Below are 25,169 nucleotides of genomic sequence, written 5' to 3'. Positions count from 1 at the left end.
GTCCGCAGGAATGACGAGGTTAAGGAAGGCGCGAGAGGCCAGGTTCACGACCGAAACCATGCCGCTCGCCAGGCGCATTCAGTGACGCAACCACCCCCGGCTGATTGCCGGCGCCAGAACGCGTCGGTATAGCGTCTCGGCCTGGGCGGTCAACGTGCCGCCGTGGCGCTGCCAGAGCAGCCAGACCAGGCTGTTGCTCACCGCCGCCACGGCCAGCGCGCCGAGCATGTCCAGCGGGGAGTGGATGCCCAGGTAGACCCTCGCGTAGCCCACCGCCAGGCCGACGGCGCCGATCAACGCACCCAGCAGCCAGGCATCGTCGAACAGCAGGCTGAGAGCGCAGCCGGCGAAGAGGGTCAGGTGGTCGCTGGGGAAGGAGGCGTTGGCGGCGTGGGCCAGCCAGGCGTGGCCCAGACCTATGGCGAAGGGGCGCGGGTGCGGCCAGAGCAGGCCGATCAGCAGGCTGAGCCCCAGCGCCAGCGAGGTCACGCCCAGGGCGCGCAGCAGGCGGCCGCGCAGGCCGTGGTCACCCCGGCACCACAGGTACAGCAATGCCAGCGGCAACAGGTAGAGCGGCACGGTGGCGATGAAGCGCGCGGTGTCGATCAGCCAGGCTGGCGTCTGCGCGGTGGCGTTGATGGCGAGGAACGCCTGGCGGTCGAGCGCCTCCAGCAGGCTGGGGCCGGGAGTAGGGAGCAAGGTGGGCATGGTCGATTCTTGTAAGAGGGCACGCAGGACTATAGGCGTCGTAGCCTGAAGACGGCATTAAGCTGGGACGGAAGGGCGGTCAGAGTCGGTCGAGGTCGCTGCGCAGGGCCAGCTCGGCCAGTGCCTCGGGCGAGTCCTGCGGCGCCGGGCCGCGGCCTTCGAGTATCTCGTGGAGGAAGCTCATGAACACGGTGAACACCTGCTCGCGGCCGTCGTCGTGGCGCACCACGAAGAAGGGCGCGCTGTCCACGCCGTACTGGGCGGCGACCATCCAGCCGGCGCTGCCCGGGTTGCGTTCGTCGGCCACCAGCACGCGGTCGATGCGCGGCAGGTAGCCGCCTTTCTCCAGGCGCTGCTGCACGTCCTTGCACTTGCCGCAGTCCTCGCCGTCGGCCAGGACCTTCTTGACCATGGTGATGCGCATGGGGCTTTCCTCTCGCGGTAGGGGCAGGGCCTACCTTAAGCGCTGCGGCGCCGGCGGAAAACCCGCCGGCGACGAGCTCAACCCTTGCTGATCAGGTTGCCGGCGTGCAGGCCGCATTCCTTCTGGGTGGCTTCCTCCCACCACCAGCGGCCTTCGCGCTCGTGCTGGTTGGGCAGCACCGGGCGGGTGCAGGGCTCGCAGCCGATGCTGATGAAGCCGCGCTCGTGCAGGCTGTTGTAGGGAATCTCCAGCATGCGGATGTAGGCCCAGACTTCCTCGCTGCTCATGCTGGCCAGCGGGTTGAACTTGTACAGCGGCTTTTCCGCCGTGGAGAAGGCGCCGTCCAGTTCGACCACCGCCACCTGGCTGCGGGTGCCGGGGCTCTGGTCCTTGCGCTGGCCGGTGGCCCAGGCGCTGACGGTGGCGAGCTTGCGCTTGAGCGGCTCGATCTTGCGGATGCCGCAGCACTCGCCGTGGCCGTCCTTGTAGAAGCTGAACAGGCCCTTTTCCTTGACGAAGGGTTCCAGCAGGCGCGGATCGGGAGTCATGACCTCGATGGCGATGCCGTAGTGCTCGCGCACCTGCTCGATGAAGCGGTAGGTCTCCGGGTGCAGGCGGCCGGTGTCCAGGCTGAACACCTTGACGTTCTTGTTGATCTTCCAGGCCATGTCCAGCAGCACCACGTCCTCGGCGCCGCTGAAGGAGATCCACAGGTCGTCGCCGAAGTGCTCGAAGGCGAACTTGAGGATGTCCTGGGGGGACTTGCTGGCATAGGTCGCGGCGATTTCGGCGACGTCGAACGGATGGCTCATCAGGCGGTTTTCCACTTGTACTTGCGCGGTGCGCTATAAGGCTGCCGATCTTAACAAAGGCAGGGATATGCCCCTAAATAACCATCAGGAAGGTCGACTGTGTGCTTTGAGTATAAGTGCCGCGTTGCGCCGGCCCGGGCGAGCCGCTAGAGTGCCGCCTTCTGTCCAAACCTGCGGGGAATCGTTCGTGGAAATCGCCTGTCTCGACCTGGAAGGGGTACTGGTCCCGGAAATCTGGATCGCCTTCGCTGAAAAAACCGGTATCGAAGCGCTCAAGGCGACTACCCGCGATATCCCCGACTACGACGTGCTGATGCAGCAGCGCCTGCGCATCCTCGACGAGCACGGCCTGAAGCTGGCCGACATCCAGGAAGTGATCGCCACCCTGAAGCCGCTGGAAGGCGCGGTGGAGTTCGTCGACTGGCTGCGCGAGCGCTTCCAGGTGGTGATCCTCTCCGACACCTTCTACGAGTTCTCCCAGCCGCTGATGCGCCAGCTGGGCTTCCCGACCCTGCTGTGCCACAAGCTGGTCACCGACGAGACCGACCGCGTGGTTGGCTACCAGCTACGCCAGAAGGACCCCAAGCGCCAGTCGGTGATCGCCCTGAAGAGCCTGTACTATCGCGTGATCGCCGCCGGCGACTCGTACAACGACACCACCATGCTCAGCGAAGCCCACGCTGGCATCCTGTTCCATGCGCCGGAGAACGTGATCCGCGAGTTCCCGCAGTTCCCGGCGGTGCACACCTACGAGGACCTGAAGCAGGAGTTCCTCAAGGCGTCGAACCGCCAGCTCAGCCTGTAATGCCGGCGGGCCGGTGATGGCCCGGGGTTCGAGAAAGAACGCCGTTTCCCGTCATGGGCAACGGCGTTTTTTGTGGGTTCCAGGAAAACACGGGCGGGCTTGTCGACCTGCGCCGAGGCGCTCTTCGTAGGATGGGTTGAGCTTGCGAAACCCATGCGGCCGCGATGATGGGTATCGCTTCGCTCAACGCCATCCTACGGGTGTGGACCGGGGCATTGGTGTTTCCGGCCAACGGCGCATAACCGCGAACGGTTATGCGCCCTACGCCCCTGCGCCGAGGCGCTCTTCGTAGGATGGGTTGAGCTTGCGAAACCCATGCGGGCGGGGTGATGGGTATCGCTTCGCTCAACGCCATCCTACGGGTGTGGACCGGGGCATTGGTGTTTCCGGCCAACGGCGGACAACCGCGAACGGTTATGCGCCCTACGTCCCTGCGCCGAGGCGCTCTTCGTAGGATGGGTTGAGCTTGCGAACCCCATGCGGGCGGGGTGATGGGGATCGCTTCGCTCAACGCCATCCTACGGGTGTGGTGCGGGGCATTGGTGTTTCCGGCCAACGGCGCATAACCGCGAACGGGTATGCGCCCTACGCCCCTGCGCCGAGGCGCTCTTCGTAGGATGGGGTGAGCTTGCGAAACCCATGCGGCCGTGGTGATGGGTATCGCTTCGCTCAACGCCATCCTACGGGTGTATGGGAGCCCGCCGATCACACCCGGAATTGCCCCATCAGTCCCTGCTGGTGATTCGCCAGGTCGTTCAGCGACTGGCTGATCTGCGCCGACTCCTGGGCCTGGCCGGACAGCGATTCGGTGACGTCGCGGATGCCCGCCACATTGCGGTTGATCTCCTCGGCCACCGCGCTCTGTTCCTCGGCGGCGCTGGCGATCTGCAGGTTCATGTCGTTGATCACCCCCACCGCCTCGCCGATACGCTGCAGCGCGGCGACCGCCTGCTCGACCTGGCTGACGCTGCCCTGGGCCTGCTGGTGGCTGCTGTGCATGGCGGTGACCACTTCGCGGGTGCCGTTCTGCAGGCCTTCGATCACCTGGCGGATTTCCTCCACCGAGTCCTGGGTGCGCTTGGCCAGGTTGCGCACTTCGTCGGCCACCACCGCGAAGCCGCGTCCGGCCTCGCCGGCGCGGGCCGCTTCGATGGCGGCGTTGAGCGCCAGCAGGTTGGTCTGCTCGGCGATGGCGCGGATCACCTCCAGCACCGAGCCGATCTGCTCGCTGCTGGCGGCCAGGCCCTCGACCTGGGTCATGGCCTGGCTCATGTCGCGGGCCAGTTCGTCGATGGCGCGGGTGGTCTGGTCGATCACCGCCAGGCCGTCGCGGGTGGCGCCGTCGGCACCGCGGGCGGCGTCGGCGGCCATGGCCGCGCTGTTGGCCACGTCGTGGGCGGTGGCGCTCATTTCCTGGGAGGCGGTGGCCACCTGCTCGATCTCGCGGAACTGCTGCTGCATGCCGGCGCTGGTCTGGGTCGACAGCGCGGCGGACTGGTCGGCGGTGGCGCGGGCGTCCTGCACCGAGGCCTTCACGTCGCGGATGATCGGCTGCAGCTTGTCGAGGAAGCGGTTGAACCAGCCAGCCAGCTCGCCCAGTTCGTCCTGGCCCTGGTATTTCAGGCGCTGGGTCAGGTCGCCCTCGCCGCTGGCGATGTCGCGCAGCATGCCGGCCACGCCGAGGATCGGGCGCGTCACGCCGCGCGCGGTCAGCCATACCAGCAGCAGGCCGAGCAGGGCGGCGAGCAGGCCCAGGCCGAGTTCGACGACGGTACCCTGGGTGCGTTGCTGGTCCAGTTCCTGCTGCAGCTTCACCGCCGGGCCCTGCAGGGCCTGCAGCGGCACGTCGATGAGCACGCCCCAGGCGTCGGCCTCGGGGATCGGGCGCAGCGGTTGCAGGGCGCGCAGTTCGCTGTCGTGTTCGAGGACCTTGTGCTGGTCGGCGCCGAGCAGTTGCAGCAGCTGCCCGCCCTGAGCGGGGTAGACCTCCTGCAGCTTCTTGCCGAGCTTGCCGGCGTCGGCGCTGTAGCCGGCGAGCAGGCCGGCGGGGCTGACGATGGCGACGCGGCTCTGGCCTTCGTAGAGTTCCTGGCTGCCTTCATGGGCGATTTCCTGCAGGCGGTCGAGGGCGATGTCCACGCCCAGCACGCCGACCAGCTTGCCGTCCACCCGCAGGGGCAGGGCGATGCTGGTCATGAGGATCTTGCGGTTGCCCACTTCGTCGACGTAGGGCTCCAGCACGCAGGTCTTGCCGGCGGCCTTCGGGCAGGTGTACCAGGCGTTGTAGGCCGCGCCGCTGGGGCCGGGGCTGGTGTCGTCGAGCATCTTCTCGTCCATCGGCTCGGCTTCCAGCTTGCCGGGGGTGGCCTGCGCCCAGTATTGCGAGAAACGCCCCTTTTCGTTGCTGCCGATCTCGGTGCGGCCTTCGGCCTGCGCGTCGTGGCCGTCGAGGGCGTCGGGCTCGAAGGCGAGGTACAGGCCGAGCAGTTCGGGGTTGGCCGCCACCGCGTCGCGCATCTGCCGGTTCAGCTCCTCACGCAGGGCCAGGGTGTCCAGGCCGCGCTGGGCGGCGAGCTGGCGCATGGCCAGGGCCTGGCGGGCGAAGCTCTGTGCGTAGCGGTAGGCGTCGCTGAAGTAGCGCTGGATGCGCATCGCCTGGATTTCCCCACGGGCGCGCAGGCGGGCTTCGGCGGCATCGTCCAGCATGTGCGTGCTGGATTCCTTCACCAGCGCGGTGCTGTGCTGCATGCGGAAGATCGAGAGGCCGGCGAGCAGCGAGACCACGCCGAGCAGGCACAGGCCGGCGAGCAGGGTGATCTTCCACTGGATGGAGAGGCGACGGAAGGGCATGGGGGTGTCCTCTGCGGGAACCTTGGGGATGTTCGGAAATATCGGCGGCTGTGCGATTTTCTTTACAGACATTGCTACCGTCCGTCGGCTGGGCTTCTGGGGCGCCAGTCTCGCGCCGGGTTGCACTTCGCCACCCATCTGCTGACTAATGTGCAGGCCACTCTCGGCAGATGGGATTGCACATGCTCGATTCGAAACTGGAAAACCGGACGTTCCTGATACTGCTGGCGGTGGTCAGCATCGCCTTCGCCTGGCTGCTGCTGCCGTTCTACGGCGCGGTGTTCTGGGGCACCATCCTGGCCATCATCTTCACCCCGGTGCACCGCCGGCTGCAGGCGCGCCTGGGCGGGCGCAGGAACCTGGCGGCGCTGATCACATTGAGCGCCTGTATCCTCATCGTGATCCTGCCGGTGATCTTCATCACCGGCTCGCTGGTGCAGGAAGGCGCCAACCTCTACCAGAGCCTGAAGTCCGGCCAACTGAACCTCGCCGGCCTGGTACAGCAGGCCTTCGCCGCCTTGCCGCCGTGGGCCCACCAGTGGCTGGAGCGTTTCGACCTGGGCGACCTGTCGAGCCTGCAGGAGAAGCTTTCCAGCGGCGCCATGCAGGCCAGCCAGTTCGTCGCCACCAAGGCCTTCAGCATCGGCCAGAACACCTTCGACTTCGTCATCAGCTTCGGCGTGATGCTCTACCTGCTGTTCTTCCTGCTGCGCGACGGCCGCACCCTGGGCCGGCGGATCAAGCAGGCGGTGCCGCTGGACCACGAGCACAAGCAGCACCTGTTCACCAAGTTCACCACCGTGGTGCGCGCCACGGTGAAGGGCAACATCGCCGTGGCCGCCACCCAGGGCGCGCTGGGCGGGCTGATCTTCTGGTTCCTGGGCATCCAGGGCTCGCTGCTGTGGGGCACGCTGATGGCCTTCCTGTCGCTGCTGCCGGCGATAGGCGCGGGGCTGGTGTGGGTGCCGGTGGCGGCCTGGTTCCTGCTCACCGGGGCGATCTGGCAGGGCGTGGTGCTGATCCTCTTCTGCGTGCTGGTGATCGGCCTGGTGGACAACATCCTGCGCCCGATCCTGGTGGGCAAGGACACCAAGATGCCCGACTACGTGGTGCTGATCTCCACCCTGGGCGGCATGTCGCTGTTCGGTCTCAACGGCTTCGTCATCGGCCCGCTGATCGCCGCGCTGTTCATCGCCAGCTGGGACCTGTTCACCGGCCGCGAGGAAACCGAGGATTTGGCGGGGTAGGGGAGGGCCTGGGGATAGCGTAGGCGCAACTGTTTGCGCCGAGGCGTTTTTCGTAGGATGGGTTGAGCTTGCGAAACCCATGCGGTTGCGCTGATGGGTATCGCTTCGCTCAACACCATCCTACGAAAAGCCATGCTTGCTCCTACGGTTCCAGGAAGCACGGCGTTTCGCAGGCAATAAAAAACCCCGCCGAGCAGGCTGTGTGAAAACCCGAGCGGCTCTTCGAAGAGTGCGTTCCTACGTGAAATCTGAAAAGGCTTGGCTATTCAGCCAACCCAGAATCCGCGTAGAAACGCGAAATCCAGGTTGTTTTTTAACCAGCTGGACCGATCCGGAGGTTTTCACACAGCCTGCGAGGCGGGGTTTTTCTTTGCTGCCTGCGATCAGCCGGCGACGGCTACCGCCAGGCCGGAATGCTGGAGGATGTCCAGCAGCGGCTGCGGGTAGACGCCGAGGAAGAAGGCCAGCAGGGCGATGGCCACCAGCATGATGCCGCCGGCGCGCTGGGCCCAGTCCAGGGGCGCGTCGTGGCGCTTCATGTTCGGCTCGACCAGGAACAGGGTGACCATGACGCGCAGGTAGTAGTACAGGCCGATGGCGCTGCCCAGCACCAGGGCGCCGACCAGCCACCACAGGTGCGACTCGACGCCGCTGGCGATGACGTAGAACTTGCCGATGAAGCCGGCGGTCAGCGGGATGCCGGCCAGGGACAGCATCATCACGGTCATCACCGCGGTCAGCACCGGACGGCGCCAGAACAGGCCGCGGTACTCGAACAGCGCGTCGGCGTCGCGGCCGCTGTAGGGGGTGGACATCAGGGTGACCACGCCGAAGGCGCCCAGGGTGGTGACCACGTAGGTGGTCAGGTAGACGCCGACGGTCTCCACGGCCAGGCCGTTGCTGGCCACCACGGCGATCAGCAGGTAGCCCAGGTGGGCGATGGAGGAGTAGCCGAGCAGGCGCTTGAGGTTGCTCTGGGTCAGCGCCAGCAGGTTGCCGACCAGGATCGAGATGACCGCGATGACCGCCAGGGCGACGTGCAGCACGCCGCTGTGCAGGGCCGCCGGGGCGATCTGGAACAGGCGCAGCAGCACGGCGAACACGGCGACCTTGGCGGCGGTGGCGAGGAACGCCGCCACCGGGGCCGGGGCGCCTTCGTAGACGTCCGGGGTCCACAGGTGGAAGGGCGCCAGCGACAGCTTGAAGCCCAGGCCCACCAGCATCATGCCCACGCCGATGGTCAGCAGCGGGCTGTGCACGGTGCCTTCGGCCAGGGCGCTGCCCAGGCCGGCGAAGTCCAGGGTGCCGGCTTCGGCGTAGAGCATGGCCATGCCGAACAGCAGGAAGGCCGAGCCCGCCGCGGACAGCACGGTGTACTTGATGCCGGCTTCCAGGCTGCGCTTGTTGAAGAAGGCGTAGGCCACCATGCCGTAGACCGGCACCGAGAGCAGTTCCAGGCCGATGAACAGGCCGGCCAGGTTCTGCGCCGCCACCAGCACCAGGCCGCCGGCGGTGGCCAGCAGCAGGAGCAGGTAGAGCTCCTCGCGGTTGCCCGGGTAGCTCTCCATGTAGGCATGGGCGAGGGTCGAGCAGGCGAGGGCGGCGATCAGGATCAGCGCCGAGTAGAACAGCGCGAAGTTGTCGATCAGCAGCAGCGGGGTGACGGCGATGGGGGTCGCCTTGATCGCCCAGAGGATCGACAGCAGCGCCAGGTTGAGGCCGATCATCGAGAGGGTGGCGATCAGCCGGTGGTTGCGTTTCCAGGCGACCGCCAGCATCACCACCACCAGAGTGGCGCTGGTGATGAGCAGCGGCAGGAGCGCGATGAAGTGTTGGATCGTGAAGGTCATTTCGCGACTACCGTGCGGCAAGGGTGGAAAGGGCGGAATCGAACCACTGCTGGACACCGTGCATGGTGGCGGCGGAGGTATCGAGAACCGGCTGCGGGTAGATGCCGAGGATGATCAGCAGGACCGCCAGGCCCAGGACCATGCTCAGCTCGCGGGCGTTCAGGCCGGCGATCGGCGTATCCGCCTTCGCCGGGCCGAAGTAGGCGCGGTGGATCATGATCAGCGAGTAGATCGAGGCGAACACCAGGCCGAAGGTGGCGATGACGATGACCACCGGCACGGTCTTGAAGGCGCCCAGCAGGATCAGGAACTCGCCGACGAAGTTGCCGGTGCCCGGCAGGCCCAGGGACGCGGTCGCGAAGAACAGGGCCACGGCCGGCAGGTACGGGATGCGCGACCACAGGCCGCCCATCTTGCGCATGTCGCGGGTGTGCAGGCGCTCGTAGAGCTGGCCGCAGAGGATGAAGAGCGCGGCGGCGGACAGGCCGTGGGCGATCATCTGGATCACCACGCCCTGTAGCGCCTGGGGGCTGCCGGAGTAGATGCCGATCATCACGAAGCCCATGTGCGACACGCTGGAGAAGGCCACCAGGCGCTTGATGTCGGTCTGCGCGAAGGACAGCAGGGCGCCGTAGAAGATGCCGATCAGGCCCAGGGTCATGGCGATGGGCGCGAACTCCGCCGAGGCGTTGGGGAACAGCGGCAGGGCGAAGCGGATCAGGCCGTAGGCGGCGGTCTTCAGCAGGATGCCGGCCAGGTCCACGGAACCGGCGGTCGGCGCCTGGGCGTGGGCGTCCGGCAGCCAGGAGTGCACCGGCACCACCGGCATCTTCACCGCGAAGGCGACGAAGAAGCCGAGCATCAGCAGCCACTCGACGTGCTCGCTCATCTGCGTCTTCAGCAGGTCGGCGTAGTTGAAGGTCAGCACGCCGGTGCTGTTGTAGTGCACGAACACCAGGCCGAGGATCGCCACCAGCATCACCAGGCCGCTGGCCTGGGTGAAGATGAAGAACTTGGTGGCGGCGTAGATGCGCGTCTTCTTGCCGTCGTCCGAGCTATGGCCCCAGAGCGCGATGAGGAAGTACATCGGCACCAGCATCATTTCCCAGAAGAAGAAGAACAGGAACAGGTCGACGGCGAGGAACACGCCGATCACGCCACCGAGAATCCACAGCAGGTTCAGGTGGAAGAAGCCGATGCGGCGCTGGATCTCGTTCCACGAGCAGAGCACGGACAGCACGCCGAGCAGGCCGGTGAGGGCGACCATCAGCAGCGACAGGCCGTCGATGGCCAGGTGCACGCTGATGCCGAAACGCTCGATCCATTGCAGCTTGAATTCGGCGGTCCACTGCGGCTCGCCACCCGGCGCGGGCGCCAGGTGGAAGTCGCCGGTGTGCCACAGCCACAGGCTCAGGGCCAGGGTCAGGGTCATGGAACCCAGCGCGACCCAGCGGGGCAGGGTCTTGCTGGTGTACTCGGCGATCCAGCAGAGGAAGCCGCCGATGAAGGGGATCAGGATTAGCCAGGGCAGAATCATGACGGGCTCGATCTCTTTCGTGAATGCGTTAGGCCAGTAGCAGCGCGAGTAGCAGCACCGCGCCGCCGACCAGGGAAGCGGCGTACCAGCGCAGGCGGCCGTTCTCGGTCAGGCTCAGAAGGGTGTGCCCACCGCGGGCGGACAGCGGCACCAGGACCAGGGTCTGGTCGATGGGGTCGCGGCCGAGCAGGCGGCAGAGCAGCAGATAGGGTTTCACGAACAGCTTGTCGTACAGCCAGTCGAAGCCCCAGGCGTGGTACCACCAGGTGCCGAAGAAGCGGCCCGGCGCGCTCTTGGCCAGGGCGCTGACGAAGCGGCGCTTGCCGAGGAACAGCAGGCCGGCCAGCAGGATGCCGGCCAGGGCGATGGCGCCCGAGGCGATTTCCAGGCTGTGCTGTGCTTCGCCGCCGGCATGGCCGACGCTTTCCGGCAGCACGCCGTGCAGCGGCGGGGTGATCAGCGCGCCGATGAAGGTCGACAGCACGATCAGCACCGACAGCGGCAGCCAGTGGCTGATGCCGTGGCCGGCGTGGGCCTCGGTCTTCTGCTCGCCGTGGAAGGCGATGAAGATCAGGCGGAAGGTGTAGATCGAGGTCAGGAAGGCACCCGCCAGGCCGGCGATCAGCAGCTTCTGGTGACCGCTGGCGAAGGCTTCCCAGAGGATCTCGTCCTTGGAGTAGAAGCCGGCGGTGACCAGCGGCAGGGCGGCCAGGGCCGAACCACCGACGATGAAGCTGGCGTAGGCCAGCGGCAGCTTCTTCCACAGGCCGCCCATCTTGAAGATGTTCTGCTCGTGGTGGCAGGCGACGATCACCGCGCCGGAGGCGAGGAACAGCAGGGCCTTGAAGAAGGCGTGGGTCATCAGGTGGAAGATCGCCGCGTCCCAGGCGCCGACGCCCAGGGCCAGGAACATGTAGCCGATCTGGCTCATGGTCGAGTAGGCGAGGATGCGCTTGATGTCGGTCTGCACCAGGGCGGCGAAGCCGGCCAGGACCAGGGTGACCGCGCCGACCACGCCGACCAGTTCCAGCACGTTCGGCGCCAGGGTGAAGATGCCGTGGCAGCGGGCGATCAGGTAGACGCCCGCGGTGACCATGGTCGCCGCGTGGATCAGCGCCGAAACCGGGGTCGGGCCGGCCATCGCATCCGCCAGCCAGGTCTGCAGCGGCAGCTGGGCCGACTTGCCGACCGCGCCGCCGAGCAGCGCCAGGGCCGCCAGGCTCACCCACATATCGCCTTGGGCGAAGTGCTGCGGCGCCAGCACCAGCAGTTCCTGGATGTTCAGGGTGCCCAGCTGCTGGAACAGGATGAACAGGCCGAAGGCCATGAACACGTCGCCCACGCGGGTGACGATGAAGGCCTTGAGCGCCGCGTTGCCGTTCGGTACGTGGCTGTAGTAGAAGCCGATCAGCAGGTAGGAGCACAGGCCCACGCCTTCCCAGCCGAAGTACAGGAACAGCAGGTTGTCGCCCAGCACCAGGAACAGCATGCTGGCGATGAACAGGTTGGTGTAGGCGAAGAAGCGCGAGTAGCCGGCTTCACCGCGCATGTACCAACTGGCGAACAGGTGGATCAGGAAGCCGACGCCGGTGACCACGCCGAGCATGGTGACCGACAGGCCGTCCAGGTACAGGGCGAAGTTCGGCGCGAAGCCGTCGACGTTCATCCACTGCCACAGCACCAGGGTGTAGGCGCCGCCTTCCGGCGGGGCGCTGTGGAAGCTCCAGATCGCCCAGAAGGCGGACAGCGCGGCCAGGCCGACCGAGCCGACGCCGACCAGCGCGGAGAGATTTTCCGACCACTTGCCGCGGGAGAAAGACAGCAGCAGGAAGCCGACCAGGGGGAACAGGAAGGTGAGGGGCAGCAGGTTCATCCGCGCATCTCGCTGGCAGCGTCGACATCGAGGGTATGGAAGCGGCGATACAGTTGCAGCAGGATCGCCAGACCGATGCTCGCCTCGGCCGCGGCCAGGCTGAGCACCAGGATGAACATCACCTGGCCGTCGGGCTGCGCCCAGCGGCTGCCGGCGACCACGAAGGCCAGCGCGGCGGCGTTCATCATCACTTCCAGGCTCATGAGTACGAACAGGATGTTGCGCCGGACCATCAGGCCGGCCAGCCCGAGGCAGAACAGCACGCCGGAGAGTGCCAGCCCGTGTTCCAGGGGGATTGCATTCATGGTGTTATTCCTTCGCGTCGTGGCGGCCGAGGTGGTAGGCGGCGACCAGTGCCGCCAGCAGCAGCATCGAGGCCAGTTCGACGACCAGCAGGTAGGGGCCGAACAGGGCGATGCCCACGGCCTTGGCGTCCACGGTGGTGTGGCCGATGCCGGCGCCGCTGGGGTTACGCGACAGCACCAGCAGCAGTTCGACGAGCAGGACGGCGGAAAGCACGCCCGGGCCGATCCAGACCCCGGGCCTGAGCCACTTGCGCTCCTGCTCGGCGATCGCCGGGCCCAGGTTGAGCATCATCACCACGAAGACGAACAGCACCATGATCGCGCCGGCGTAGACGATGATCTCCAGGGCGCCGGCGAACGGGGCGCCGAGGCTGAAGAAGGTCATCGACACGGCGAGCAGCGAAACGATGAGGTAGAGCAGGGCATGCACCGGGTTGCTGTTGGTGATGACCCGCAGGGTTGCCAGCACGGCGACGCCGGCGGCGAAGTAGAAAGCGAATTCCACGCGACGTCTCCTTACGGCAGCAGGCTCTTGACGTTGATCGGTTCGGCCTCGTTCTGCGCGCTGCCCTTGGGCTTGCCGGCGATGGCCATGCCGGCGACGCGGTAGAAGTTGTAGTCCGGGTTCTTGCCGGGGCCGGAGATCAGCAGGTCTTCCTTCTCGTACACCAGGTCCTGGCGCTTGAACTCGCCCATCTCGAAATCCGGGGTCAGCTGGATCGCGGTGGTCGGGCAGGCTTCCTCGCACAGGCCGCAGAAGATGCAGCGGGAGAAGTTGATGCGGAAGAACTCGGGGTACCAGCGGCCGTCGTCGGTCTCGGCCTTCTGCAGCGAGATGCAGCCGACCGGGCAGGCCACGGCGCACAGGTTGCAGGCCACGCAGCGTTCCTCGCCGTCGGGGTCGCGGGTGAGGACGATGCGGCCGCGGTAGCGCGGCGGCAGGTAGACCTGCTCTTCCGGGTACTGCAGGGTGTCGCGCTTGCGGAAGGCATGGCCGAAGATCATCACCAGGCTGCGCAGCTGGGTGTAGGTGCCATGCACGATGTGCAGGATTTCTTTGATCATGGTGGTTCTCCTTACTGGGCCGCGGCCAGCACACAGGCGCCGGTCACCAGCAGGTTGATCAGGGTCAGCGGAAGGCAGAACTTCCAGCTGAAGGCCATCACCTGGTCATAGCGCGGACGCGGCAGCGAGGCGCGGATCAGGATGAACAGCATGATGAAGAAGCTGGTCTTCAGGGCGAACCAGATGAACGGGATCTGCGGCAGCAGGCCGAACGGGCCGTGCCAGCCACCGAAGAACAGCGTCACCAGCAGCGCCGAGATCAGCACGATGCCGATGTATTCGCCGACGAAGAACATGCCCCATTTCATCCCGGCGTACTCGATGTGGTAGCCGTCGGCCAGTTCCTGCTCCGCTTCCGGCTGGTCGAACGGGTGACGGTGGGTCACGGCGACGCCGGCGATGATGAAGGTGCAGAAGCCGAAGAACTGCGGAATGATGAACCACAGGTGCTGGGCCTGGTAGTCGACGATGTCGCGCATGTTGAACGAGCCGACCTGGGCCACGATGCCCATCAGCGACAGGGCCAGGAACACCTCGTAGGAGATGGTCTGGGCCGAGGCGCGCAGGCTGCCGAGCAGGGCGAACTTGTTGTTGCTCGACCAGCCGGCGAAGAGCACCGCGTACACGGTCAGGCCGGCCATGGCGAAGAAGAACAGGATGCCGATGTTCAGGTCCGCCACGCCCCAGCTGGGGCTGATCGGGATGATGACGAAGGCGATCAGCAGCGCGCCCATGGCGATGACCGGGGCGAGGGTGAAGATCATCTTGTCGGCGAACGGCGGCGTCCAGTCTTCCTTGAAGAACATCTTGATCATGTCCGCGCCGAGCTGGAAGGCGCCGAACGGGCCGACCCGGTTGGGACCGTAGCGGTCCTGCCAGAGGCCCAGCAGGCGACGCTCGACCCAGCTCAGCAGCGCGCCGCAGACGACCACGGCGAGCAGGATGACGATGGCCTTGATGACCTCGACGATGATGTCGACGATGGCGGGTGTCAGCCAGCTCATGCTCATCAAACTCATTGGGCAGCCTCCTGCAGACCTTCAGCGACACCGCCGAACACACCGGCGGGGATGCCGGCCAGGCCGGCCGGCAGGGCGACCAGGCCCGCGCCCAGCTCTTCGCTGATGCGCAGCGGCAGGCGCAGCTCGTGGCCCTTGACGCTCAGGCGCAGCAGCTTGCCTTCGGCCAGGCCCAGGCGCTCGGCTTCCTCGCGGCCCAGGGCCACGTAGGTTTCCGGGATGCGCTCCTGCACCGGCTTGGCGCGGGCGCTGTTCTCCTCGCTGCCGAACAGGTGGTAGAAGGGCACCACCTTGAACTGGCTGGCCGGGGTGTGGAACGGCGCCGGTACGTCGCTGAACCACAGGGCCTCGCCCTTGGCCTCGATCAGGCGCACGCCCGGGTCGCCGGCGCGCAGGTGGCCGCCGACCTCGTCCTGGAACTTGTTCCAGGCCTGCGGCGAGTTCCAGCCCGGGGACCAGGCGAAGGGAATCTGCTGACGCGGCTCGGTGCTGCCGGAATAGCCTTCCATGGAGAAGGCGAAGGCGCTGTCGATGTCCTGCGGGGCGCGAGGCTCGCTGACGTTGATGTTGGCGCGCATGGCGGTGCGGCCGGAGTAGCGGTGCGGTTCGCGCGCCAGCTTCAGGCCCTTGATGCGGAACGCGGCGTTCGGCGCGGCGTCGCGGATGCCGGCCAGTTGCGGCTTGGCGGCGACCACGGCGTCGATCACGTGGTCCAGCTGCGTCCAGTCGACGCGCTTGCCCTCGAGGGTGCTGTGCAGGGCGTGCAGCCAGCGCCAGCCTTCGCGGACCAGGTTGTCGGCGTTGTAGTAGGTCGGGTCGAAGACCTGGAAGAAGCGCTGGGCGCGGCCTTCCTGGCTGACCAGGGTGCCGTCGCCTTCGGCGAAGCTGGCGGCCGGCAGGACGATGTGCGCCTTGGCGCTGGTCGCGGTGCTCTGGTGGTCGGCGACGATCACCAGCTTGGCGGCGGCCAGGGCGGCGTCGACCTGGACGGCTTCGGCGCGGCGGTACAGGTCGTTCTCCAGCACCACCACGGCGTCGGCGGCGCCGGAGGTCAGCTGCTCCAGCGCGGCTTCGACGGACTCGCCGCCGAACAGGACCAGGCCCAAGCTGTTGGCCTCGGGAACCACCAGGCTCAGCGAGCCGTTCTTCTCGCGCTGCTTCAGCGCGCTGGCGATGTTCGCCGCGGCTTCGATCAGGGCGTTGCTGCGCAGCGAAACGCCGGAAACCACCAGCGGGCGCTTGGCGGCCACCAGGGCGTCGGCGATGCGCTGGGCCAGGGCTTGCGCTTCCGGTTCCAGACCGGCCACGGCCGGGGCGCTCGGGTCGATCGCGTGGGCCACGGCGAAGCCCAGGCGGGCCAGGTCCTCGGGGGCGGCGTGCACGCACTCGGCGGCGACGTCGTCCAGGCGCGTCTCGGCCAGGCTGGCGATGAACAGCGGGTTCTTCTCGTGCTGGGCGATGGTCTTCACCGCGGCGTCGAGCCACGGCTGGATCTTCATCGCGGCGGCCATGTCCTCGCCCTTGCCCTTCACCGACTGGCGCAGGGCCAGGGCGATGCGGGCGGCGGTCTGGGTCAGGTCTTCGCCGAGCACGAAGACCGCGTCATGGTCTTCCATGTCGCGGAGGGTGGGGGAGGGCAGCGGGCCTTCCTGCATCACCTTGAGCACCAGGCGCAGGCGCTGCAGCTCGTCGGCGGCGATGCCGCTGTAGAAGTTGCCGGCGCCGACCAGCTCGGACAGCGCGTAGTTGCTTTCCAGGCTGGCGCGCGGCGAACCGATGCCGATCACCTTGCGGCCCTTGAGCAGGGCGGCGGCCTGGTCGAGGGCGCCATCCAGGCTCAGCTTCTGCTTGCTGAGCATCAGCATCGGCTGGCGCGGACGGTCCTCGCGGTTGACGTAGCCGTAGCCGAAGCGGCCGCGGTCGCAGAGGAAGTAGTGGTTCACCGAGCCGTTGTAGCGGTTCTCGATGCGGCGGATCTCGCCGTAGCGCTCGCCGGGGCTGATGTTGCAGCCGCTGGAGCAGCCATGGCAGATGCTCGGGGCGAACTGCATGTCCCACTTGCGGTTGTAGCGCTCGGAGTGGGTCTTGTCGGTGAATACGCCGGTCGGGCAGACCTCGGTCAGGTTGCCGGAGAACTCGCTCTCCAGCACGCCGTCCTCGATGCGGCCGAAGTACACGTTGTCGTGCGCGCCGTAGACGCCCAGGTCGGTGCCGCCGGCGTAGTCCTTGTAGTAGCGCACGCAGCGGTAGCAGGCGATGCAGCGGTTCATCTCGTGGGCGATGAACGGGCCGAGCTCCTGGTTCTGGTGGGTGCGCTTGGTGAAGCGGTACCGGCGCTTGTTGTGGCCGGTCATCACCGTCATGTCCTGCAGGTGGCAGTGGCCGCCTTCCTCACACACCGGGCAGTCGTGCGGGTGGTTGGTCATCAGCCATTCGACGACGCTTTCGCGGAAGGCCTTGGCCTCTTCGTCCTCGATGGAGATCCAGGTGTTGTCGGTGGCGGGGGTCATGCAGGACATGACGAGGCGACCACGCTTGTCGTTCTCGTCGGTGTACTGCTTGACCGCGCACTGCCGGCAGGCGCCGACGCTACCGAGCGCCGGGTGCCAGCAGAAGTAGGGGATGTCGAGTCCGAGGGACAGGCAGGCCTGCAACAGGTTGTCCGCCCCATCGACTTCTAACGTCTTGCCGTCTACGTGGATAGTGGCCATGGTTCAAGTTCTTCGTTGGCCCGTTGTCAGCGGGCTTGGCTAAGGGAAATCACGGCTCCGTCGGGCCGGCGGCATGCCGCGGCGCTACGACGGAACATCGCCGGGCCCGCGGGCCCGGCATCCAAAGCTTTACGCGCCGACGCGTTGCGGTTGCGGCGCGGCCTGAGCCTGGCGGGAGACGCCCGCTTCGAACTCCGGACGGAAATATTTCAAGGCACTGCCCAGCGGTTCGACGGCGCCCGGTGCGTGGGCGCAGAAGGTCTTGCCTGGGCCGAGGAAGTTGACCAACTGCTCGAGGGTCTCGAGGTCGCCGGGCTGGCCTTCGCCACGCTCCAGCGCGCGCAGGAGCTTCACGCTCCACGGCAGGCCGTCGCGGCACGGAGTGCACCAGCCGCACGACTCGCGGGCGAAGAACTCTTCCATGTTGCGCAGCAGCGAGACCATGTTGATGCTGTCGTCCACCGCCATGGCCAGGCCGGTGCCCATGCGGGTGCCGACCTTGGCGATGCCGCCGGCGTAGAACAGGGCGTCCATGTGCTCGGGGAGCAGGAAGCCGGTGCCGGCGCCGCCGGGCTGCCAGGCCTTGAGCTTGTAGCCCTCGCGCATGCCGCCGGCGTAGTCCTCGAAGACCTCGCGCACCGGGATGCCGAACGGCAGTTCCCAGATGCCGGGGTTCTGCACCTTGCCGGAGAAGCCCATGAGCTTGGTGCCCATGTCTTCGCTGCCCGGGCGCGCCAGGCCCTTGTACCAGTCGACGCCGTTCTCGACGATCGCCGGCACGTTGCACAGGGTCTCGACGTTGTTGACGCAGGTCGGCTTGCCCCAGACGCCGACGGCAGCGGGGAAGGGCGGCTTGGAGCGCGGGTTGGCGCGGCGGCCTTCCAGCGAGTTGATCAGCGCGGTTTCTTCGCCGCAGATGTAGCGGCCGGCGCCGGTGTGGACGAACAGTTCGAAGTCGAAGCCGCTGCCGAGGATGTTCTTGCCCAGCAGGCCGGCGGCCTTGGCTTCGTCGATGGCGCGGTTGAGGTTGCGCGCCGCGTCGACGTATTCGCCGCGCAGGAAGATGTAGCCGCGATAGGCCTTCAGAGCCCGCGCGGAGATCAGCATGCTTTCCACCAGCAGGTGCGGCAGCTGCTCCATGAGCATGCGGTCCTTCCAGGTGTTGGGCTCCATCTCGTCCGCGTTGCACAGCAGGTAGCGGATGTCGAGAGATTCGTCCTTGGGCATCAGGCCCCACTTCACGCCGGTGGGGAAGCCCGCACCGCCGCGGCCCTTGAGGCCGGAGTCCTTGACGGTCTGAACGATGTCGTCGGCAGCCATTTCGGCCAGCGCCTTGCGCGCGGCGGCGTAGCCGTTCTTCGCCTGGTATTCCTCCAGCCACACCGGGGCGCCGTCGTCGCGCAGGCGCCAGGTCAGCGGGTGGGTTTCCGCGGCGCGCGCGGTGCGGTTGGGGGTGCCGTAGGAGGTGAGGAGCGTCATGCGTAGGCCTCCAGCAGTTTGGCGACCGCCGACGGCTCGAGATTGCCGTGGGTATCGTCGTCGATCATCAGCGCCGGGGCCTTGTCGCAGTTGCCCAGGCAGCACACCGGCAGCAGGGTGAAGCGGCCGTCGGCGGTGGTCTGGCCGAGGCCGATGCCGAGCTGCTTCTGGATCTCGCCGACCACCGACTCGTGGCCGCCGATGTAGCAGACCATGCTGTCGCACACGCGGATGATGTGGCGGCCGACCGGTTGGCGGAAGATCTGGCTATAGAAGGTGGCCACGCCCTCGACGTCGCTGTCGGGGATGCCGAGGATCTCGGCGATCGCGCCGATGGCGCCGTCCGGCACCCAGCCGCGCTCCTTCTGGACGATCTTCAGGGCCTCGATGGACGCCGCGCGGGAGTCCTCGTAGTGATGCAGCTCGTGCTCGATGGCCGAGCGCTCGGTTTCGCTCAGGGCGAAACGGTCAGTCTGGATGATGGTGCTCATGATCAGCGGTCCACGTCAGCCATAACGAAGTCGATGCTGCCCAGATAGGCGATCAGGTCGGCGATCATGCTGCCGTTGATGACCGACGGAATCTGTTGCAGGTGCGCGAAGCTGGGCGTGCGGATGCGCGTCCGGTAGCTCATGGTGCTGCCATCGCTCGTCAGGTAGTAGCTGTTGATACCCTTGGTCGCCTCGACCATCTGGAAGGCTTCGTTGGCCGGCATGACCGGGCCCCAGGAAACCTGCAGGAAGTGGGTGATCAGCGTCTCGATGTGCTGCAGCGTGCGCTCTTTGGGCGGCGGCGTGGTCAGCGGATGGTCGGCCTTGTACGGGCCTTCGGGCATGTTCTTCAGGCACTGCTCGATGATGCGCAGGCTCTGGCGCATCTCGCCCATCTTCACCATGCAGCGGTCGTAGGCGTCGCCGTTGTGGGCCAGCGGCACTTCGAACTCGAAGTTCTCGTAGCCGGAGTAGGGGCGGGCCTTGCGCAGGTCGAAGTCGCAACCGGTGGCGCGCAGGCCGGCGCCGGTGGTGCCCCACTCGAGGGCTTCCTTGGTGTTGTACTGCGCCACGCCGATGGTCCGGCCGCGCAGGATGCTGTTCTGCAGCGCCGCCTTTTCATACTCGTCCAGGCGCTTGGGCATCCAGTCGAGGAATTCGCGGACCAGCTTGTCCCAGCCGCGCGGCAGGTCGTGGGCGACGCCGCCGATGCGGTACCAGGCCGGGTGCAGGCGGAAGCCGGTGATGGCCTCGACCACCTTGTAGGCGCGCTGGCGGTCGGTGAAGGTGAAGAACACCGGGGTCATGGCGCCCACGTCCTGGATGTAGGTGCCCAGGTACAGCAGGTGGTTCAGGATGCGGAAGAACTCCGACATCATGATGCGGATGACGTCGACGCGCTGCGGCACCTTGATGCCGGCGAGCTTCTCCACCGAGAGCACGTACGGCAGGTTGTTCATCACCCCGCCGAGGTAGTCGATGCGGTCGGTGTAGGGGATGAAGCTGTGCCAGGACTGGCGCTCGGCCATCTTCTCGGCGCCGCGGTGGTGGTAGCCGATCTCCGGCACGCAGTCGAGAATCTCTTCGCCGTCGAGCTGCAGGATGATGCGGAAGGCACCGTGGGCGGAGGGGTGGTTCGGGCCGAGGTTGAGGAACATGAAGTCCTCGTTCTCGCCGTGGCGCTTCATGCCCCAGTCCTCGGGCTTGAAGCGCAGGGCTTCCTGTTCCAGCTCCTGCTTGGCCACGGAGAGCGAGTAGGGATCGAACTCGGTGGCGCGCGCCGGGTAGTCCTTGCGCAGCGGGTGGCCCTGCCAGGTCGGCGGCATCAGCATGCGGGCCAGGTGCGGGTGGCCGTTGAAGTGGATGCCGTACATGTCCCAGACCTCACGCTCGTACCAGTTGGCGTTGGGCCAGATACGGGTGGCGGTGGGCAGGTTGAGGTCGTTCTCGGAGAGGGCCACCTTGATCATCACGTCGCTGTTACGCTCGAGCGACATCAGGTGGTAGAACACGCTGAAGTCGGCGCCCGGCAGGCCGCGCCTGTGGGTGCGCAGGCGCTCGTCGACCCCGTGGAGGTCGTAGAGCATCACGTAGGGCTTGGGTACGTTGCGCAGGAAGGTGAGGACGTCGATCAGCTTCTCGCGGCTCACCCAGAGGACCGGCATGCCGGTGCGGGTGGCCTGGACGGTGAAGGTCTCGGCGCCAAAGCGGGAATTCAGTTCGACGACTATGTCTTGGTCGTCCGCCTTATAGGGCGGGATGTACAGAGCGGAGTCTGCGGTCATGGTCTCGGTCGCTATCGGTCAACGGTGGAGTGAAGTAAGGGCCTCTCGTGGAGGTCGGCTTCACACTTCGTCGGGGCTGCGCAGGTTGGTGACCGCAATGCGCTGTTCGCGCTTGAGGTCCTTCTGGGCAGGCATTTCGGCACGGTAGATGCCTTGATCGCCAACCACCCAGGACAACGGGCGACGCTCCTGGCCGATGGATTCCTGCAGCAGCATCAGGCCTTGCAGGAACGCCTCGGGGCGGGGCGGGCAGCCGGGGATGTAGACGTCCACGGGGAGGAACTTGTCGACCCCCTGGACCACCGAGTAGATGTCGTACATGCCGCCGGAATTGGCGCACGAGCCCATGGAGATCACCCACTTGGGTTCCAGCATCTGCTCGTACAGGCGCTGGATGACCGGGGCCATCTTGATGAAGCAGGTGCCGGCGATGACCATGAAGTCCGCCTGGCGCGGCGAGGCACGAATCACTTCGGCGCCGAAGCGGGCGATGTCGTGCGGCGCGGTGAACGCCGTGGTCATCTCCACGTAGCAGCAGGACAGGCCGAAGTTATAGGGCCACAGCGAGTTCTTGCGACCCCAGTTGACGGCGCCGTTGAGAACATCCTCGAGCTTGCCCATGAAGATGTTCTTGCTGACCTGCCCCTCTACTAGAGGGTCGTCTACCGTTTCGCGCTGGCCGATCGGGTACTGATCGTTGGCCGCATCGGGGTCGATCCGGGTAAGTTTGTATTGCATCGCCAAAGCCTCATTGTTTTAGCTTCGCCTGCCGCTCGCGACGTGCCGCCGGCGCCCAATCGAGCGCGCCGACCCGCCAGAGGTAGACAAGACCTGCCAACAGAATTGCAATGAAAATGGTAGCCTCGACCAGACCGGCCCAACCGCTTTCACGGACGGACACGGACCAGGCGAAGAGGAAGAGGGCTTCGACGTCGAAGATCACGAAGAGCATCGCGACCAGATAGAATTTTGCCGACAGGCGCAGGCGTGCGCTGCCGGTGGGAACGATGCCGGATTCGAAGGGCTCGTTCTTGCTGCGACCAAATGCCTTGCTGCCCAGCAGCGAGGAAACCCCTAGCATGAAGGCCAGCAGGCCGACCACGCCTAGAAGGAAGGCGGCGAGTCCCCAGTGTTGAGCTGCAAGTTCAGCTGGGTTGGGCATGCCGATACTCCTTCCTACAAAAATTAGCGGTGGTCTTGGATTCCGGGCCTTTGCCCGGCTGCATGAACCTCGGGCTCAAGATAGCGAGCTAAGGGTTCGAGTGATCTTTCCAATTTTATGCCCAAAGCCTCGGGCAAGTAAATTTTTCTAACACAAACAGATGCTTCCAAATCGGGCAAAAGGCTTTTGCATTTTTGTCCGGGCCCCGGCTGCAGGCCGCTCCGCGCCTGGGCTGGCACGGTTCAGGCTTTGGTCGAATGGCACTTTTGCAGATAAGAAGAAAGTATTTCTGTCGTTCCTTAAATGATAAATATTATCATTCGCGGTGTCGTTTATCCGTAACTTTACTACATATAGGCGTCGTACTTTTTATTGTCGGCGGTTTTAAGGGTTTATGGGCGTCAATTGCTGTCGGGAATTTCCCAATGGTCTGTTTAGGGGGAGGCTGCTGCGTAGGGGCAATCGTCGGCATGGGCCGGCCTGCCGGCCGGATCGCGGATGAATCCGCTCCTACAGGTGGGTGTCAGCCCGGAGCGCAGTGCCTCCCGGCAAACTGTAAGCGGGCCCTGCCCGCGATTCGCGCGCAGGGCGCGCTCCTACATGGAATGACGCGGGTGGGGCAGCGTAGGAGCGGATCTTATCCGCGAATCGCGCCGATATGTCCGGCTATCGCGGACAAGGTCCGCTCAGGGGACAGGGGCGTCGTAGGATGGTGTTGAGCGAAGCGATACCCATCGCCGTGGCCGCATGGGTTTCGCAGGCTCGACCCGTCCTACGAAGAGCATCTCGGCGTAGCCGGCAAGCCAGTTGTTCGCTCCGCGCACTTGCAGAGGAGCGCCTTCTCCCCGGCCCTATCCCGCAAGCGGGAGAGGGGGCCGTTCGGAGTGGGCGGATGGTTCGGCGTCAGCCGGCGAGTGCGTAGGGCGCATAACCCTTCGCGGTTATCCGCCGCATCTCGGCGGCGGACATGAAAAAACGCCGCTTCCCTGGGGAAGCGGCGTTTTCCTGAAGCTACACCTTTGCGGCTGGGCCGCTTCCCGGCCCCGAGGGGCCGGGCGAACCGGTTCTTAGTGGAACTGGTTCATGGTGTTGTCTTTGCCCGAGGCCTTCAGCGCGGCTTCGCCGGCGAAGTACTCTTTGTGGTTGTCGCCGATGTCGGAGCCAGCCATGTTCTGGTGCTTGACGCAGGCGATGCCCTGGCGGATTTCCTGACGCTGCACGCCCTTCACGTAGGCCAGCATGCCCTGGTCGGCGAAGTAGCCCTTGGCCAGGTTGTCGGTGGACAGGGCCGCGGTGTGGTAGGTCGGCAGGGTGATCAGGTGGTGGAAGATGCCGGCGTGGGCCGAACCGTCGCGCTGGAAGGTGCGGATCTTCTCGTCGGCGATCTGGGCCAGTTCGGTCTCGTCGTACTCGACGCTCATCAGCTTGGCGCGGTCGTAGGCGGAAACGTCCTTGCCTTCGGCGACGAACGCATCGAACACCTGCTGGCGGAAGTTCAGGGTCCAGTTGAAGGACGGGCTGTTGTTGTACACCAGCTTGGCGTTCGGGATGACTTCGCGGATGCGGTCAACCATGCCCTTGATCTGGCCAACGTGCGGCTTCTCGGTTTCGATCCACAGCAGGTCGGCGCCGTTCTGCAGCGAGGTGATGCAGTCCAGGACGCAGCGGTCTTCGCCGGTGCCCTTGCGGAACTGGAACAGGTTGGAGGGCAGGCGCTTGGGACGCAGCAGCTTGCCGCCGCGGTTGATCACCACGTCGCCGTTCTGCAGTTCGGCCGGGCTGATCTCGTCGCAGTCCAGGAAGGAGTTGTACTGGTCGCCCAGGTCGCCCGGTTGCTTGGTCACGGCGATCTGCTTGGTCAGGCCGGCGCCCAGGGAGTCGGTACGGGCGACGATCACGCCGTCGTCAACGCCCAGTTCGAGGAAGGCGTAGCGAACGGCGGCGATCTTGGCGAGGAAGTCTTCGTGCGGGACGGTCACTTTACCGTCCTGGTGGCCGCACTGCTTCTCGTCGGAAACCTGGTTCTCGATCTGGATGCAGCAGGCACCGGCTTCGATCATCTTCTTGGCCAGCAGGTAGGTGGCTTCCGGGTTGCCGAAGCCGGCGTCGATGTCGGCGATGATCGGCACCACGTGGGTTTCGTAGTTGTCGATCTGGTTCTGGATCTCTTCCTGCTTGGCCTTGTCGCCGGCTTCGCGGGCGGCGTCCAGGGCGGTGAACAGCAGGTCCAGTTCGCGGGCGTCAGCCTGGCGCAGGAAGGTGTACAGCTCTTCGATCAGGCTGGAGACCGCGGTCTTCTCGTGCATGGACTGGTCGGGCAGCGGGCCGAACTCGGAGCGCAGCGCGGCAACCATCCAGCCGGACAGGTAGAGGTAGCGCTTGTTGGTGGTCTTCAGGTGCTTCTTGATGGAGATCAGCTTCTGCTGACCGATGAAGCCGTGCCAGCAGCCCAGGGACTGGGTGTAGAGGGAGGAGTCGGCGTCGTATTCGGCCATGTCCTTGCGCATGATGGCCGCGGTGTACTTGGCGATATCCAGGCCAGTCTTGAAGCGGTTCTGAGCGCGCATACGGGCGACGGACTCGGGGTTGATAGCGCTCCAGCTGCTGCCGAACTTCTCTTTCAGGGCGGCAACGGCCTTGATGTCGTTCTGATATGCGGACATGGTCAACAATCCTTCAAAAAATGTGTTGGTTGAGCACCGACTTCCCACGCAGGGCTCGTGGGATCGCTCGCCGCGGATGGCGAAATGACGACTGGAAGGATTGACGCAGAGGGGGAGGGGTGGCGCGGGCGAACAGGTAGATGATCGCAGCGATGGCATCCGGGATCGCTTGCCGGCTCGTGGCTGCCGTTGGGCGAGGGCGAATGGCTGCATTCGACCATCTTGCTGATACGTTGGTTGCTTCCCCGTCCCTCAGGACAACTTCTTGCCAGTCGCAACCTCGTCATTTCGCCTTGTGGGCTGTAACAACACGGACCGGCACAGCGAGTGGGCTGCGGGCTCGATCCGGAGGCCCGGTTCAGGGCCCCTGGTTAGCGGGAGCGA

20 protein-coding genes and 1 pseudogene are annotated in these 25,169 nt (G+C 65.9%); 2 read left to right on the top strand and 19 right to left on the bottom strand.

The window, feature by feature from the left end:
- Positions 1 to 78 precede the first annotated feature (78 nt).
- The 3 genes from FG99_RS20420 to FG99_RS20410 all read right to left on the bottom strand — a co-directional run bounded on the left by FG99_RS20420 (position 79) and on the right by FG99_RS20410 (position 1,944).
- On the bottom strand, positions 79 to 708 hold the full coding sequence (locus FG99_RS20420; RefSeq protein WP_043272085.1) for a phosphatase PAP2 family protein: 630 nt from the start codon (positions 706 to 708) through the stop codon (positions 79 to 81).
- Between the two features lie 79 nt (positions 709 to 787).
- Positions 788 to 1,132, bottom strand: a complete 345-nt coding sequence (locus tag FG99_RS20415; RefSeq protein WP_009623287.1) for a hypothetical protein — start codon at positions 1,130 to 1,132, stop codon at positions 788 to 790.
- A gap of 77 nt (positions 1,133 to 1,209) precedes the next feature.
- Positions 1,210 to 1,944, bottom strand: coding sequence for a phosphoadenylyl-sulfate reductase (locus FG99_RS20410; protein WP_009623286.1), 735 nt, complete (start codon positions 1,942 to 1,944; stop codon positions 1,210 to 1,212).
- A 187-nt stretch (positions 1,945 to 2,131) separates the two neighbouring features.
- Here FG99_RS20410 and thrH point away from each other — a divergent pair, with 187 nt between their 5' ends.
- Positions 2,132 to 2,749: a bifunctional phosphoserine phosphatase/homoserine phosphotransferase ThrH gene (thrH, locus tag FG99_RS20405; RefSeq protein ID WP_009623284.1), complete on the top strand. Its 618-nt coding sequence runs from the start codon at positions 2,132 to 2,134 to the stop codon at positions 2,747 to 2,749.
- Between the two features lie 705 nt (positions 2,750 to 3,454).
- On the opposite strand, the gene FG99_RS33320 is transcribed toward thrH, so the two are convergent.
- Complete coding sequence (locus FG99_RS33320) at positions 3,455 to 4,210, bottom strand: methyl-accepting chemotaxis protein (protein ID WP_371263880.1); 756 nt, start codon at positions 4,208 to 4,210, stop codon at positions 3,455 to 3,457.
- Positions 4,211 to 4,312: 102 nt separating this feature from the next.
- A pseudogene (locus FG99_RS33315) lies at positions 4,313 to 5,266 on the bottom strand (HAMP domain-containing protein); the annotation flags it as partial.
- A gap of 515 nt (positions 5,267 to 5,781) precedes the next feature.
- Between FG99_RS33315 and FG99_RS20395 the strand changes: the two are divergent.
- Positions 5,782 to 6,846: an AI-2E family transporter gene (locus FG99_RS20395; RefSeq protein WP_043272083.1), complete on the top strand. Its 1,065-nt coding sequence runs from the start codon at positions 5,782 to 5,784 to the stop codon at positions 6,844 to 6,846.
- 383 nt (positions 6,847 to 7,229) lie between these two features.
- On the opposite strand, the gene nuoN is transcribed toward FG99_RS20395, so the two are convergent.
- The 14 genes from nuoN to FG99_RS20325 all read right to left on the bottom strand — a co-directional run bounded on the left by nuoN (position 7,230) and on the right by FG99_RS20325 (position 24,785).
- On the bottom strand, positions 7,230 to 8,696 hold the full coding sequence (nuoN, locus tag FG99_RS20390; protein WP_043272082.1) for an NADH-quinone oxidoreductase subunit NuoN: 1,467 nt from the start codon (positions 8,694 to 8,696) through the stop codon (positions 7,230 to 7,232).
- Positions 8,697 to 8,703: 7 nt separating this feature from the next.
- Positions 8,704 to 10,233 carry an NADH-quinone oxidoreductase subunit M gene (gene nuoM / locus FG99_RS20385; protein ID WP_009623276.1) on the bottom strand — a complete coding sequence of 510 codons (1,530 nt, stop codon included), beginning with the start codon at positions 10,231 to 10,233 and terminating at the stop codon, positions 8,704 to 8,706.
- 28 nt (positions 10,234 to 10,261) lie between these two features.
- A complete protein-coding gene (gene nuoL, locus FG99_RS20380) occupies positions 10,262 to 12,106 on the bottom strand; it encodes an NADH-quinone oxidoreductase subunit L (RefSeq protein WP_043272081.1) in 1,845 nt (614 codons plus the stop codon).
- Entirely contained in the window at positions 12,103 to 12,411 is a 309-nt protein-coding gene (nuoK, locus tag FG99_RS20375; RefSeq protein ID WP_009623272.1) for an NADH-quinone oxidoreductase subunit NuoK, read from the bottom strand. Before nuoK ends, nuoL begins: the two co-directional genes overlap by 4 nt.
- Positions 12,412 to 12,415: 4 nt before the next feature.
- Positions 12,416 to 12,916, bottom strand: coding sequence for an NADH-quinone oxidoreductase subunit J (gene nuoJ / locus FG99_RS20370; protein WP_043272080.1), 501 nt, complete (start codon positions 12,914 to 12,916; stop codon positions 12,416 to 12,418).
- Between the two features lie 11 nt (positions 12,917 to 12,927).
- Complete coding sequence (nuoI, locus tag FG99_RS20365) at positions 12,928 to 13,476, bottom strand: NADH-quinone oxidoreductase subunit NuoI (protein WP_009623268.1); 549 nt, start codon at positions 13,474 to 13,476, stop codon at positions 12,928 to 12,930.
- A gap of 11 nt (positions 13,477 to 13,487) precedes the next feature.
- The gene (nuoH, locus tag FG99_RS20360; RefSeq protein WP_024128655.1) at positions 13,488 to 14,480 is read right to left on the bottom strand and encodes an NADH-quinone oxidoreductase subunit NuoH; all 993 of its coding nucleotides are present in this window, start codon (positions 14,478 to 14,480) and stop codon (positions 13,488 to 13,490) included.
- An 11-nt stretch (positions 14,481 to 14,491) separates the two neighbouring features.
- Positions 14,492 to 17,206, bottom strand: a complete 2,715-nt coding sequence (nuoG, locus tag FG99_RS20355) for an NADH-quinone oxidoreductase subunit NuoG (RefSeq protein WP_043272079.1) — start codon at positions 17,204 to 17,206, stop codon at positions 14,492 to 14,494.
- A 129-nt stretch (positions 17,207 to 17,335) separates the two neighbouring features.
- The gene (gene nuoF, locus FG99_RS20350) at positions 17,336 to 18,685 is read right to left on the bottom strand and encodes an NADH-quinone oxidoreductase subunit NuoF (RefSeq protein ID WP_043272078.1); all 1,350 of its coding nucleotides are present in this window, start codon (positions 18,683 to 18,685) and stop codon (positions 17,336 to 17,338) included.
- Positions 18,682 to 19,176 (bottom strand): NADH-quinone oxidoreductase subunit NuoE, encoded by a 495-nt coding sequence (nuoE, locus tag FG99_RS20345; RefSeq protein ID WP_009623260.1) that lies wholly within the window; start codon positions 19,174 to 19,176, stop codon positions 18,682 to 18,684. The genes nuoF and nuoE overlap by 4 nt, the downstream gene beginning before the upstream one ends.
- Before the next feature lie 2 nt (positions 19,177 to 19,178).
- Positions 19,179 to 20,960 (bottom strand): NADH-quinone oxidoreductase subunit C/D, encoded by a 1,782-nt coding sequence (gene nuoC, locus FG99_RS20340; protein WP_043272077.1) that lies wholly within the window; start codon positions 20,958 to 20,960, stop codon positions 19,179 to 19,181.
- Positions 20,961 to 21,020: 60 nt separating this feature from the next.
- A complete protein-coding gene (locus FG99_RS20335; RefSeq protein WP_009623256.1) occupies positions 21,021 to 21,698 on the bottom strand; it encodes a NuoB/complex I 20 kDa subunit family protein in 678 nt (225 codons plus the stop codon).
- A 10-nt stretch (positions 21,699 to 21,708) separates the two neighbouring features.
- Complete coding sequence (locus tag FG99_RS20330; protein WP_009623254.1) at positions 21,709 to 22,122, bottom strand: NADH-quinone oxidoreductase subunit A; 414 nt, start codon at positions 22,120 to 22,122, stop codon at positions 21,709 to 21,711.
- Between the two features lie 1,067 nt (positions 22,123 to 23,189).
- Entirely contained in the window at positions 23,190 to 24,785 is a 1,596-nt protein-coding gene (locus FG99_RS20325; RefSeq protein ID WP_009623252.1) for an isocitrate lyase, read from the bottom strand.
- Positions 24,786 to 25,169 lie beyond the last annotated feature (384 nt).

It is taken from the genome of Pseudomonas sp. AAC (assembly GCF_000725445.1).
Taxonomy (GTDB): Bacteria; Pseudomonadota; Gammaproteobacteria; order Pseudomonadales; family Pseudomonadaceae; genus Pseudomonas; species Pseudomonas citronellolis.
This window is presented reverse-complemented; position numbering and strand designations above follow the sequence as displayed.